This is a genomic window from Streptomyces sp. NRRL WC-3618 (assembly GCF_001280005.1).
GTDB lineage: Bacteria > Actinomycetota > Actinomycetes > Streptomycetales > Streptomycetaceae > Streptomyces.
In genome coordinates this window covers 61777-74548 of record NZ_LGDW01000237.1, presented here as the reverse complement: position 1 = coordinate 74548, position 12772 = coordinate 61777, and the positions used below count along the sequence as shown (strand labels likewise).

The following is a 12772-nucleotide window of genomic DNA, read 5'->3' as shown; positions in this document are numbered from 1 at the left end:
GGGTGGGGGTCTTCGCGGGGCGTGAGATGTCGTTCTCCTCTGTCCGGGGGCTGTTGACGATCTACTTTGATCGACGCCGCCGCCGCATCCCTTGGTTGCGATGCCGTAGACCTTCGGGGGACGGCGCGGTGCTCCCTGCCTCGGGACAGTGGAGGCATGGAAAAGAGCGAAGGGATCCACAGGACCAAGGGAATCAGCCGGGCGCGGTTTCTCGCCGGTGGCGCTGCCGTGGGGCTCTCGGGGGCGCTGCTTCCGGCCGGGGCGCGGGCGGTGGAGCGGCCTGGCGTCGCTGCGACCACCGGCCGTGGGCACGGCGGTGGCCTGACCCGGCACGGTGTCGTCTACACCATCGTCGACGGTGAGACGCCCGCCACCGGCTTCAGTACCGCCCGTATGCGCGCCGACATCCGCACGATCCGCGACGACCTGCACGCCGACACCGTCGACGTCACCGGTGACGGTGTCGAGCGGCTGAACGCCACCGCCTCCGAGGTCGCCGAACGCGGCATGCACGTCTGGCTCCAGCCGACCCTCGGAGACGTTCCGGAACGGGACATCCTCGAACACCTCGCGGAGACCGGGCGGCACGCGGAGCGGTTGCGGCGGCAGGGGGCGAGTGTCGAGTTCAGCGTGGGCTGCGAGTTCTGGCTGTTCGTGCCGGGAATCGTCCCCGGGGCGACTGCCCTGGAGCGGATTCAGAACATGCTGAACGGCACGGTGGACCGGGAGAAGATGCAGCGCCGGCTCGACCGGTTCACCGCCAAGGCGGCGGCTGTCGGGCGGTCCGTCTTCCACGGGCGGCTGAGCTATGCCGCCGCGCAGGACGACAAAGTCGACTGGGGCCTCTTCGATGTCGTCGGCGTCGACTACTACTCGTGGTATCCCAACAGGGCTGATTACGTGCGGGAGTTGAGGCGGTACTTGCGGTACGGCAAGCCCGTTGCCATCACCGAGTTCGGGAGCTGTACGTATGAGGGGGCGCCGCAGGCGGGTGGGATGGGGTGGGACGTCGTCGACTACGGCAAGGTGCCTGCGGAGATCAAGGGGGAGCTGGTGCGCAGTGAGCGGACCCAGGCGGTCTATGTCACCGAGCTGTTGGATGTCTTCGAGTCCATGGGGTTGTACGCGGCGATGGCGTTCGAGTTCGGGACCGCCGATGCGGAGCATCGGGCTGACTGCCCGCGCTATGACATTGACATGGCTAGTTATGGCATCGCTGCGGCGGTGAAGGAGCGGCCTGGTGATGCGAGTTCGCCGTGGCACTGGGAGCGGAAGGAGGCGTTTCGGGCGCTTGCTCGGCGGTATGCGTGCAGGTAGGTGGTGGGGTTTGTTTCGCCCCCGCCGCCCCTTCCCGTCCCGTCCCTGGGGCTGCCGCCCCCAGACCCCCGCTTCGGCCCTGAAGGGTCTCGTCCTCAAACGCCGGACGGGCCAGGGGGGCGGGGCCTGGGCTGATCATGGTCACCGCCTACGAGGCGGGGCCCGTGTCCGCCACCTCGCGCAGGTACGCCCCGAGCCGCGCGATCGCCGACGGGTTGCGCGGGCTCTCGACGAGGTCGACGTAGTCGAGGACGAAGACACGCTTGTGCTTGACGGCGGAGACGTTCTTCAACGGGCCGTACGACAGCAAGAACCGCCGCTTCTGTTCCGCGCTGACGTCCCCGTAGTCGCAGATGACGATCACGTCGGGGTCGCGCTCGACCACCGTCTCCCAGCCCACCGTCGTCCACGAGTCGTCGAGGTCGTGCATGATGTTGACGCCGCCGGCCTTGCTGATGACCTCCTCGGGGGCGGCGTACCGCCCGGAGGTGAAGGGTGCGTCCGTGCCGCTGTCGTACAGGAACACCTTGGGGCTCTTCGCGGGCGCCTTGGCCCGCACGGCCGCGACCTGCTTCTTGAAGCCCGCGATCAGGGCGGCCGCGCGCTGCTCGACGCCGAAGAGCTTTCCGAGGTTGGTGAGGTCGGTGTAGAGGGCGTCCAGGGGCGGCATGATCCCGCGCGAGGTCTTCGTACGGCCGTTGCGGCAGGACTCGGTGAGGACGTACGACGGGATGCCGAGCTCCTTCAACGCGTCCGGCGTGAAGCCGTTGTCGTCGCGGAAACCGTAGTTCCACCCGGCGAAGACCCAGTCGCCGCGCGCGTCGAGGACGTTCTCCTTGGTGAGCTGCTGCTTGGACAGCCACTTCACCTTGTCGTAGCCGTCCTTCCAGGGGACGCCGGTCAGCTCGCCCTTGTCGTCGGGCATGGCGAACCCCGCCATCCGGTCCTCCAGACCGAGCGCGAACATCAGCTCGGTGATCCCGACGTCGTTCGTGACGACCCGCTCCGGAACCCTGTCGTAGGTCACCTGGCGGCCGCAGTTGGTGAGGGTGACGGCGGACGAGGACTCCTTCGCCGACGGCTTCTCGACGGTGGCTCCGCATCCGGTGGCGAGGAGGGAGAGGAAGAGGGGGAGGAGGGTGGCGGCCGCGACTGGCTTGCGCATGTGGGGGGTCCTTAGCGGGAGGGGGGAAGCAGATCGAAGAGCAGCTGTACGGCACCCGTCTCCGGGTGTCGTACGGGGTGGGCGCGCACCCCGAACACCTCGGCCAGCAGCCCAGGTTGGAGCACCTCGTGCGGTGGGCCCGACGCGACGACCCGGCCCCCGGCGATGACGTACAGCAGATCGCAGTGGGCGGCGGCCAGGTTGAGGTCGTGCAGGGCGGCCAGCGCCGTGAGGCCGCTGGCCCGGACCAGGGACAGGACGTCCAACTGGTGGGCGATGTCAAGGTGGTTGGTGGGTTCGTCGAGGACGAGGACGCGTGGCTGCTGGGCTAACGCCCGTGCGATGAGGACGCGTTGCTTCTCGCCGCCGGACAGGGCGAGGAAGCCGCGGTCGGCGAGGTGTGTGACGCCGGTGCGTTCCATGGCGGCGGCGCAGATGTCCCGGTCGCCGGAGGCCGTACGGGCCAGGTGGGGCAGCCGGCCCATCGCGACCACCTCCGCGACGGTGAAGTCGAACTCGGCGGACGACTCCTGGGGCAGCGCGGCGAGCACCCGGGCGGCGGCCCGGGGCTCCATACCGTGCACCGCCACCCCGTCCAGCAGCACCGCACCCACCGCCGGCCGCAACGCGCGGTACACGCACCGCAACAGGGTGGACTTCCCGCTCCCGTTGGGCCCGACGAGCCCCACGAAGGTCCCGCTGCCGACCCGCATCGTGACGTCCTCGACAAGCCGCACGGCACCCGCGTCGACCGACACCCCGTCCACATCGAGGCGCACCGCTCACCACCCCCCGATCGCACGACCACCGCGCCGCGTCAGCGGCCGGAAGCCCGTTGCGCCTGCCCCGGCGCCGAGGTTCTCCACGGGTCGTACGGCCCCCGCGTCCGCCGGCCCACCCTCCGCACGGAGCCGCATCGCGCTCACCGTCCTCACCGCCCGCCGAACGCGTAGCCGCCGCGTCGCATCAGCAGGAGGAACGCCGGTACGCCGACCACGGCGGTGATCACGCCGACCGGCAGCTCGGCCGGTGCCAGGAGCAGGCGGGAGAGGATGTCGGCCCAGACGAGCAGTACGGCTCCGGCGAGTGGTGCCACCGCCAGTACCCGTCGGTGGTCGGCGCCCACAAGCATCCGTACGACGTGCGGGACCATGAGCCCGACGAAGCCGATGGCTCCGCTGACGGCGACCACCGTGCCGGTCACGGCGGCGGTCACGAGGAACAACTCGCGGCGTATCCGCGCCGGTTGGACGCCGAGGGCGGCGGCGGTCTCGTCGCCCATGGCGAGGGCGTTGAGGGACTCGGCGCGCCGCGCGAGCCACGCCCACCCGGCGAGGACGGTCACCGTCGCGATCGGCACCTGCGCCCAGGTGGCTCCGCCCAGGCTCCCCAGCAGCCACATCATCGCCGACCTGGCCGCCTCCCCTCGCGCGGCCCCGAACACCATCACGGTGGTGACGGCCTCGAAGCCGTACGCCAGCGCGGTCCCGGTGAGGATCAGCCGCAGCGGGGTGAGCCCGTGGGCGGCGGACCGGGCGACGGCGTACACGAGCACCATGGCGGCGAGCGCGGACGCGAACGCGGACACCGACAGTGCCCACACCCCGAGCCCGGCGAACGCACCCAGCAGAATCACGGCGTTGGCCCCCACGGCCGCACCCGACGAGATCCCCAGCACGAACGGATCGGCGAGCGCGTTGCGCACCATCGCCTGCACGGCCACCCCCACGGCCGCGAGCCCGGCCCCGACCACGGCGGCGAGCACCACCCGGGGCAGCCGCAGCTCCCAGACGATGGTGTACGAGGCGATGTCGTCGGCGCGGATGGTGTCGCCGGTGAGCCCGTCCCACAGGAACCGGAAGACCTGTCCCCAGCCGATCCCGGACGCCCCCAGCCCGACCCCGCACAGCAAGGAGAGCAACAGGAACAGAACGAGCCCAACGGCCAGCGGCACGACGGGTATTCGGCGCACGATCGGCGGTCCTTCGCCTCGGCTCGCAGTCCGCGGCGAGCGGTCACATGGGCACGCGCACCTTGGGTAATCGGGCTCGCACGCCCGAAATCGCGGCCGGAAAGCCGGACAGGGGGGCGTGCATACCGTTGCGGGTCAGCGCCGGAGTCTCACCGGACTTCCCCCAGGGGACGCTTCGCGAGGGTAGCAAACGCGTCGGACCGGTCATTTCGGGGCCGCCGGTTGCGGACGGCCCGAAAATTTTGGGTGACCGGACGGTGTGGGCTACAACTGTTCGAGTGGGGCGGCCGTCTGTGATGAGCATGAGTGCCAGTACCGATGCCAGTGCCAGTGCCAGATCCAGTGCCAGTGCCAGTGCTAATCCCAGCGTGAACCCGAACCCGAACCCGGACCCGGACCCCAACCTGAATCCGAATGTGAACGTGACGACGAGACCGACCGGGAGTCCCGGGCTGCGGCTCGACATCCAGGGGCTGCGGGCTGTCGCCGTGTCGCTCGTCGTCCTCAGTCATGCGGGTGTGCGCGGGTTCGGCGGCGGCTATGTCGGTGTCGACGTCTTCTTCGTCATCTCCGGATTCCTCATCACCTCCTTGCTGGCACGGGAGTTGGCCAAGGGGAACGGCCTGTCGATCCGCAGGTTCTACGCCCGCCGCGCACTCCGGCTCCTCCCCGCGTCGACGCTCGTCGTCGTCGCCACCCTCACCGGTTCCTGGCTGTTCCTGTCGAGGGTCCGCTTCGAGGAGTACGCCGGAGACGCGCTCAGCAGCGCGTTCTACGCGGTGAACCTCCGGCTGGCCGCGAGCGGCACGGACTATCTGGCCGAGGGAAGCCCACCCTCGCCGTTCCAGCACTTCTGGTCGCTGGCGGTGGAGGAGCAGTTCTATCTGCTCTGGCCGCTGCTCCTCCTGCTGAGCTGGCGGCTCGCGCGCCGACGGCGGGAACTTCTGGCGGTGCCGCTCGTGGTGCTCTGCCTGCTGTCGTTCGGGCTGAGCGTCGCCGTGACGCGGTACTCGCCTTCCTGGGCGTACTTCGGTTCGCACACCCGGTTCTGGGAACTGGGCGCCGGCGCCCTGCTGGCCCTGTCCGCCGGGCGGCTGCGCGGGCTGCCCGCCCGGCTGGCGGCGCCGATGACCTGGATCGGCCTGGCCTGTGTACTCGTGGCGGCGGTCCTCTACGGCAACGACACCCCGTTCCCCGGATACCACGCGCTCCTGCCGGTACTCGGAGCGGTCCTCGTCCTGGCCGGCGGTTGCGCTCCCTCCCGCTACGGTGTCCAACTGCTCCTCGTCAGGCGGCCGTTGGTGAAACTCGGCGGCCTGTCGTACGGCTGGTACCTGTGGCACTGGCCGCTGCTGCTCATAGGCCCCGCTGCGCTGGGCAGACTCCCTGGGGCGACCAGCGTCCGGCTCGCACTGCTGCTCTGCGCGCTCGCCCTGGTGCTGGCCTGGGCGACCCTGCGACTGGTGGAGAACCCCGTACGGTTCCACTCGGCGTTCCGTGGCCGCCCGGGACGCGCGCTGCGGCTCGGGACGGCCCTGTCGGCGGGCGCGGCGCTGATCGCCGTAACGGCGTACGCGTTCCCGCCCCCGATCGGCTCGGGCCGACCGGCGCCGCAGCTGAGGCAGGAGATGGCCGCCGCGCCGGACCCGCAACTACGGCTGCGCCAGCTCCTGGTGGCCTCGGCGACCAGCCTGCCCGGCAACCTCGCCCCACCCCTCCCCGAGATCAAGCCGGCGCGGTCGGCGGTCTACCGGGACAACTGCCATGTGGCATACGGCAGTACGAGCGTTCCGCCGTGCGAGTACGGGGACGTGGCCTCCGGCAAGGTCGTGGTCCTCTTCGGTGACTCCCACGCGGCCCAGTGGTTCCCAGCCCTCAACCGCCTTTCCAGGGAGCGTGGTTGGAAGCTGGTGTCGCTGACGAAGGCGTCGTGCAAAGCGGCCGAGGTCACCCTGCGCCGGTTCGACGGCCCGTACGCGGCCTGCGACACCTGGCGGGCCAGGGTGATCGAGCGGATCACCGCGCTGCGCCCGGCCCTGGTGATCGTCTCGTCCTCGGACGCGGGCGACCCGATGTATCCGGAGCCGGACCCGGTCCAGCAGTGGACGGACGGATTCCGGGCGACGTACGACGCGATAGGCAAGTCCGGCGCGCGAGTCGTCGCGTTGCTGGACACCCCCTGGCCGAAGACGGACGCGGTGGACTGCGCCGCGATGTACTCCCTCCGGCTGGACCGCTGCGCGACGCGTCTGCCGGAGGCGATCCGGGACAAGTCCCGCAGAACGGCGACGACCGACGCGGCGAAGGCGACCGGCGCGACGGTGCTCGACCCCACCCCCTGGCTGTGCACACCGCAGGGCAACTGCCCGGTCCTGGTGGGCAATACGGTCGTCTACCGCGACGACAGCCACATCGCGGACGCGTACGCGGAGGCGATCGCACCCGTTCTGGGCGACCGACTGACCGAGGTGCTCTCGAACGAGTGAAGCTCCTGGGTTCCGGCTTGCGGTTCTCTCCCTTGCTGGTTTAGTGAATGCTAAACCTGTGAAAGGGTTTGAAGGTGGGAGAGCAGTGGGACGTCTACCTGACCAGCGAGGTGGATCATTGGCTGAACGACCTGGAGAAGGCCGATCCGGCGTCGTACGTGCTCGTGAACCAGGCCATCTGGATCCTGGCCTGTCACGGACCTGCCGAGGGACGCCCCCTGGTCGATCGGATCAAGGGATCGTCTCTCCACCAACTCAAAGAGTTACGTCCGGGTTCGGCCGGTCGGAGTGAGGTGCGTGTTCTGTTCATGTTCGACCCGTGGCGCTCCGCGATCCTCCTGGTCGCTGGAGACAAGGCCGGCAACTGGAATGCCTGGTACGACGAGGCGATCCCGTTGGCGGAGTTGCGTTACGCCGAGTATGTCGCCGACCGAAAAAGGGAGTTGGGGCAGTGAGCGGATATGTCGGATGGTCGGCCAGTGGACACCGTGAGCGGGTGGAGGAACTGGCGGGCGACCGGGAGGCTTTTCTCGAAGGTGCCCAGCGCATGCTTGCCGAGGCGCGAGCCTGGCGGCTGGTCGAGATGCGCCAGGAGCGCGGCTTCACCCAGACTCAGGTGGCCGAGCGCATGGGCGTGACCAAGGGGCGTGTCTCACAGATCGAGAGCGGTCAGGTTTCCGGTACGGATGTCGTGGCGCGGTATGTCGAGGCGCTGGGCGGCAGCTTGGTGATGGTCGCTGTCTTCGCTGACGGCGAGTTGCGCAAAGTTGGCTGAGCGCATGCTCGGGCGCTGCTCCTGCAAAGCTCATGAGGCAAGAAGGTCGGCGCGACCCGGCAGTTGGTGCAGGGCAACGACGGTGGCCTGCCCGGCGACCCGGTGAAGGCCGCGGCGGCGATCCTGCTGGCTCTGGACGCCGAGAAGACCCCGCTCCGCCTTGCCCTCGGCGGCGACGCGGTCGACTTCCTGACCGCGCACCTGGACTCCGTACGGGCCGAACTCACCGAGTGGGAGGACGTCTCCCGGGGGACGGACTTCGACACGGAGTGACAGCCGGACAGGCGGAGGACTCTCGGGCATCCCCGGTGCCTGACCACCCGGGCCTACCGGCCCATGTAGTGCGCATCCAGGTCCGCCAGGAGCCCGACCCCTACGGGCCGCCACCCGAACCGCTCCCGGGTCCGCGCGCTCGACGCCGGAAGGTCAAGGGCGAAGAAATTGCCCAGCCACCCGAAGTGGTCGCTGGTCTCCTCGCGCGGCACCGATGTCACCGGCACCCCCAGGCCCCGTCCGATGGCCTCGGCGATCTCACGCACCGGGATGCCCTCCTCGGCGACCCCGTGCAGCCGTGTGCCTGCCGGGGCCGACTCCAGTGCCAGCCGGAACAGACGGGCGACGTCGAAGCGGTGGGCGGCGGCCCAGCGGTTGGCGCCGTCGCCCGGGTACGCCGAGACGCCCTTGGTACGGGCGATGTCGACGAGGCGCGGTACGAAACCGCCGTCCCCCTCGCCGTGCACGGACGGCGGCAGCCGCACGACCGACGCCCGCACCCCGCGCTCGGCGAGCCGCATCACCGCCGACTCGGAAGCGAGCCGGTACATATGGCGCCGGTCCGGGTCGCCCGGATCGTCCTCCGACGCCACCGTGCCCGGCGAGAACGCGGTGCCGGAGCAGATGAGAAGCGGGCGGCCGGAGTCCACCAGCGCCTCGCCCAGCGTCTCCACGGCCCGCAGGTCGGTCCGCGCGGCCTCCGCCATGTCCTTGAAGTCATGGACGTACGCGGTGTGGATCACGCCCTCCGAGGCCGCCGCCCCCGCCCGCAGACCGTCGAGGTCGTCCAGGGTGCCCCGATGGACCTCGGCCCCGCTCTCCTTCAGTGACGCGGCGCTCTCGTCCGAGCGGACCATGCCGACCACCTCGTGCCCCGCGTCCAGCAACTCCCGTACGACGGCGGAACCGACGAACCCGCTCGCACCGGTGACGAACACCCGCATGACACACCCCTGTTGCCGTTGCCGGACGAGTGCCCGGCGGATACCTCCACCCTGCGCGCGCGGCCCGCCCCAGGTCCAAGACCTGTTCCGGAACGAGCAATGCACATCAGGCATGACAGCAGCTCAGCGCTCGCTCATCACCGTCAGGTGGCCTGGCCAACTGTGCGGTTACCGTGGGGACATGACGGACCCAGCCGCCGCACCCGCCTCCGCCCCAGCCTCCGCACCCGCCTCCACCCCCGACCTCGATCTGCGGCTCGTCCGCTACTTCACCGTCGTCGCCGAGCAACTGCACTTCGGTCGCGCCGCCGAGATCCTGCGGGTCGCCCAGCCGTCCCTGAGCCGGCAGATCCGGCGCCTGGAACAGGAGTTGGGCGCCCGTCTGCTCGACCGTACCCCGCAGGGGAGCCGCCTCACCGAGGCCGGCGAGGTCTTCCTGCCGCACGCCAGGGCGCTGCTCCGTACGGCAAACCGGGCCGCCGCCGAGACCCGCGCCGCCGCGGACCCGAGCCGTCTCGTCGTCGGCTACACGTCGAACCTGATCGTCACTCCGGCCGTACGGGAGTTGCGGCGCCGGCATCCGGACGCCGACGTACGGGCCGTACACCTGGCCTGGGACGAGTCCCGCACCGCGCTGCTCGATCACCGGGTCGATGTCCTGCTCGCCCGACTCCCGCTCGGCACCGACGAGTTGGAGGTGACCGTCCTCTACGAGGAACCCCGGGTCCTGGTCGTCCCCCTCGATCACCGTCTCGTCGGCAAGGAGTCCGTCACCCTGGACGACATCGCCGACGAGTCGTTGCCCCGGGTACGGGAGGACGCGGCCTGGAACTCCTTCTGGCGTATCGATCCGCGCCCCGACGGCAGCCGGGCACCGGAGGGGCCGCTCGTGCGGGCGCTGGAGGACAAGTTCGAACTCATCGCCGCCGGACAGGCGGTGGCCATCGTCCCCGGTGGCCTCGGGACGGACCGGCTCCGCCCCGACCTCACCACGATCCCCCTGCACGGCGTCGAGCCGAGCCACGTCGTGCTCGCCAACCGGGCGGACGACCGCAGCCGCCTCGTCGCCACGTTTCGCAAGGTGGCGCGGGCCCTGCTGACAGGCGGCTCCTGAACTCAGCCCGCCGTCCGGCCCGGCACCGTCGGCAGCACTTTGTCGGCGATCCGGAACAGTGCCGTCGCGTCGGGATTCACGTCGTCCTGGCGCCAGATGTCGATCTCGTGCCAACCGCCGCGATCCTGCCCGCTTTCACCTTTTCGGAGAGGAGGGCCCTCGTGGCCGAAAAAGCGCCGCCAGCCGGACGGAACCCCAGCTGGGCATGGTCATTTCAAGCCGTTGTCTTGGCATTCCCATGACAAGGCGAGGCACGCAGTGCCACGCTGCTGCCGAAGTTCACCATTTCTTCACGCCCCGCATCATGCGGCGCATCCCCCACTCACCCCCCACTCACCCCCACCTCCTTTCACCCGCCTGCCGTGCAGCGCTCCGGACCGGCCCATCCCGTCGGTCCGCCCCCCTGTCGGCCCTCGCCACGGGCCGACCGTCGCACAGAAGGAGAACCCGTTGCCCCGGCGACACCGCCCCACCCTCCGGAACAGACGCTCCACCGCCCTCGCGCTGACGACCATCGGCACCCTGCTCGCCCTGGGGGCTCCCGGCGGCACCGCGACCGCGGCCCCGGCCGACCCGGCACCGGCCAAGATCACCGCGGTGCCTCGCGCGGGAGCCGCCGCAGCGCCTCTGTCGGCGGCCCGTCGCGCCTCGCTGATCAAGAGCGCGCAGACCGCCTCCGGCGCCACGGCCCGTCAACTCGCCCTCGGCGAGCGGGAGAAGCTCGTCGTCAAGGACGTCATCCAGGACGCCGACGGCACCACCCACACCCGCTACGAGCGCACTTACGCCGGACTGCCCGTCCTCGGCGGCGACCTGGTCGTGCACGTCAAGAGCAACCGCACCACCGTTTCCAAGGCGAGCGGGGCGACTCTCACGCTGCCGACCCTCACCCCGAAGCTCTCCGTGGCCAACGCCACCGGCAAGGCACTCGCCGCCGCGAAGGGCGCCGACGTCACCGGCACCGAGACCGGGCGCGCGCCCCGTCTCGTCGTCTGGGCCGGCGCGACCAAGCCGGTCCTGGCCTGGGAGACGGTGGTCAAGGGCGTCCAGCCGGACGGCACGCCCAGCGAGCTCCAGGTGGTCACCGACGCGAGCACGGGCAAGCAGCTCCTCGCCGCCGAGAAGGTGCACACCGGCGAAGGCACCGGCCAGTATGTCGGCACGGTTCCCCTCGGCAGTACCCTCTCGGGATCGACGTACCAGCTCACCGACGGTGCCCGCGCCGGGCACAAGACGTACGACCTGAACCAGGGCACCACCGGCACCGGCACCCTCTTCACGGACGACAACGATGTCTGGGGCAACGGTCTGCCGTCGAACCGCCAGACCGCGGGCGTTGACGTGGCATTCGGTGCCGCCGCCACCTGGGACTACTACAAGGACGTTTTCGGCCGCAACGGCATCCGCAACGACGGTGTCGCCGCCTACAGCCGGGCCCACTACGGCAGCAGCTACGTCAACGCCTTCTGGCAGGACAGCTGCTTCTGCATGACCTACGGCGACGGCTCGGGCAACACGCACCCGCTGACCTCCCTCGACGTGGCCGCCCACGAGATGAGCCACGGTGTCACCGCCGCCACCGCCAACCTGGACTACGCGGGCGAGTCCGGCGGTCTCAACGAGGCGACGTCCGACATCTTCGCCGCGGCCGTCGAGTTTCACTCGAACCTCGCCGCCGACCCCGGTGACTACCTCGTCGGCGAGAAGATCGACATCAACGGCAACGGCACTCCGCTGCGTTACATGGACAAGCCCTCCAAGGACGGCGCCTCCGCGGACAGTTGGAGCCCGTCCCTGGGCAACCTCGACGTCCACTACTCCTCGGGGCCCGCGAACCACTTCTTCTATCTGCTCTCCGAGGGCAGCGGCGCCAAGACCGTCAACGGCGTCGCCTACGACAGCCCGACCTCCGACGGTCAGGCCGTCACCGGCATCGGCATCGACAATGCCGCCGCCGTCTGGTACCGGGCGCTGACGACGTACATGACCTCGTCGACCGACTACGCGGGCGCCCGCACCGCCACCCTCCAGGCGGCGGGTGACCTGTTCGGCGCCTACAGCCCCACCTACCTCGCCGTCGCCAACGCCTGGGCCGGCATCAACGTCGGCAACCGGATAGCCCTCGGCGTCAACGTCGCCCCGGTCGCCGACCAGACCAGCGGCATCGGCCAGGCGGTCAGCCTCCAGGTGGACGCCTACACCACCAACTCCGGCGCGGGACTGACCTACGAGGCCACCGGCCTGCCCGACGGTCTGACCCTCAGCCCGAGCGGCCTGATCTCCGGGACACCGGCCACCGTCGGCACCAGTGACGTCGCCGTCAAGGTCACCGACGACACGGGCGCGTCCGTCACGGACACGTTCACCTGGCGGATCGCGTACATCTACGGCAGCTCCACCCGCGTCGACATTCCCGACAACGCCGGTGCCGTGGAGTCCCCGATCACCATCGAGGGCCGCGACGGCAACGCCTCCGCGACCACCTCGGTCTACGTCAACATCGTCCACACCTACCGCGGTGACCTGACCGTCGACCTGGTCGGCCCCAACGGCACCGTGTACTCGCTCCTCGACCAGAGCGGCGGCTCCGCCGACAACGTCGACGAGACCTTCACGATCGACGCCTCGGCCCAGCCTCTCACCGGCACGTGGAAGCTCCGCGTGCAGGACCACGCGTCGATCGACGTCGGGTACATCCAGCGCTGGCAGCTCACTCCCTGACGGCG

The 12772-nt window shown here is 70.2% G+C and carries 10 protein-coding genes, 1 pseudogene and 1 riboswitch; of the genes and pseudogenes, 7 read left to right on the top strand and 4 right to left on the bottom strand.

Annotated elements, in window-relative coordinates; translation table 11 throughout:
- The first annotated feature begins 156 nt into the window (after positions 1-156).
- Positions 157-1317, top strand: coding sequence for an abortive phage infection protein (locus ADL01_RS21385; protein WP_053743637.1), 1161 nt, complete (start codon positions 157-159; stop codon positions 1315-1317).
- A 148-nt stretch (positions 1318-1465) separates the two neighbouring features.
- Here the strand turns inward: ADL01_RS21385 and ADL01_RS21380 are convergent, their stop codons facing one another.
- From ADL01_RS21380 to ADL01_RS21370, 3 genes are all read right to left on the bottom strand, one after another.
- Positions 1466-2482 (bottom strand): ABC transporter substrate-binding protein, encoded by a 1017-nt coding sequence (locus tag ADL01_RS21380; RefSeq protein WP_053743636.1) that lies wholly within the window; start codon positions 2480-2482, stop codon positions 1466-1468.
- Between the two features lie 11 nt (positions 2483-2493).
- Complete coding sequence (locus tag ADL01_RS21375; protein WP_053743635.1) at positions 2494-3261, bottom strand: ABC transporter ATP-binding protein; 768 nt, start codon at positions 3259-3261, stop codon at positions 2494-2496.
- Between the two features lie 152 nt (positions 3262-3413).
- The gene (locus tag ADL01_RS21370; RefSeq protein ID WP_053743634.1) at positions 3414-4454 is read right to left on the bottom strand and encodes a FecCD family ABC transporter permease; all 1041 of its coding nucleotides are present in this window, start codon (positions 4452-4454) and stop codon (positions 3414-3416) included.
- A gap of 64 nt (positions 4455-4518) precedes the next feature.
- Positions 4519-4618, bottom strand: a riboswitch (cobalamin riboswitch).
- Between the two features lie 258 nt (positions 4619-4876).
- Here ADL01_RS21370 and ADL01_RS21365 point away from each other — a divergent pair.
- The 4 genes and pseudogenes from ADL01_RS21365 to ADL01_RS21350 all read left to right on the top strand — a co-directional run.
- Positions 4877-6940 carry an acyltransferase family protein gene (locus ADL01_RS21365; protein WP_053743646.1) on the top strand — a complete coding sequence of 688 codons (2064 nt, stop codon included), beginning with the start codon at positions 4877-4879 and terminating at the stop codon, positions 6938-6940.
- 74 nt (positions 6941-7014) lie between these two features.
- Positions 7015-7395, top strand: a complete 381-nt coding sequence (locus ADL01_RS21360) for a type II toxin-antitoxin system RelE/ParE family toxin (protein ID WP_053743645.1) — start codon at positions 7015-7017, stop codon at positions 7393-7395.
- Between the two features lie 41 nt (positions 7396-7436).
- Positions 7437-7715, top strand: a complete 279-nt coding sequence (locus ADL01_RS21355) for a helix-turn-helix domain-containing protein (RefSeq protein ID WP_234354739.1) — start codon at positions 7437-7439, stop codon at positions 7713-7715.
- A 39-nt stretch (positions 7716-7754) separates the two neighbouring features.
- Positions 7755-7988 (top strand): annotated as a pseudogene (locus ADL01_RS21350) (short-chain dehydrogenase/reductase); the annotation flags it as partial.
- Between the two features lie 53 nt (positions 7989-8041).
- On the opposite strand, the gene ADL01_RS21345 reads toward ADL01_RS21350, so the two are convergent.
- The gene (locus ADL01_RS21345; protein ID WP_053743631.1) at positions 8042-8932 is read right to left on the bottom strand and encodes an SDR family oxidoreductase; all 891 of its coding nucleotides are present in this window, start codon (positions 8930-8932) and stop codon (positions 8042-8044) included.
- A gap of 181 nt (positions 8933-9113) precedes the next feature.
- Here ADL01_RS21345 and ADL01_RS21340 point away from each other — a divergent pair, with 181 nt between their 5' ends.
- Positions 9114-10046 carry a LysR family transcriptional regulator gene (locus tag ADL01_RS21340; protein WP_053743630.1) on the top strand — a complete coding sequence of 311 codons (933 nt, stop codon included), beginning with the start codon at positions 9114-9116 and terminating at the stop codon, positions 10044-10046.
- Between the two features lie 450 nt (positions 10047-10496).
- Positions 10497-12767, top strand: coding sequence for a M4 family metallopeptidase (locus tag ADL01_RS21335; protein WP_053743629.1), 2271 nt, complete (start codon positions 10497-10499; stop codon positions 12765-12767).
- Positions 12768-12772: the final 5 nt, after the last annotated feature.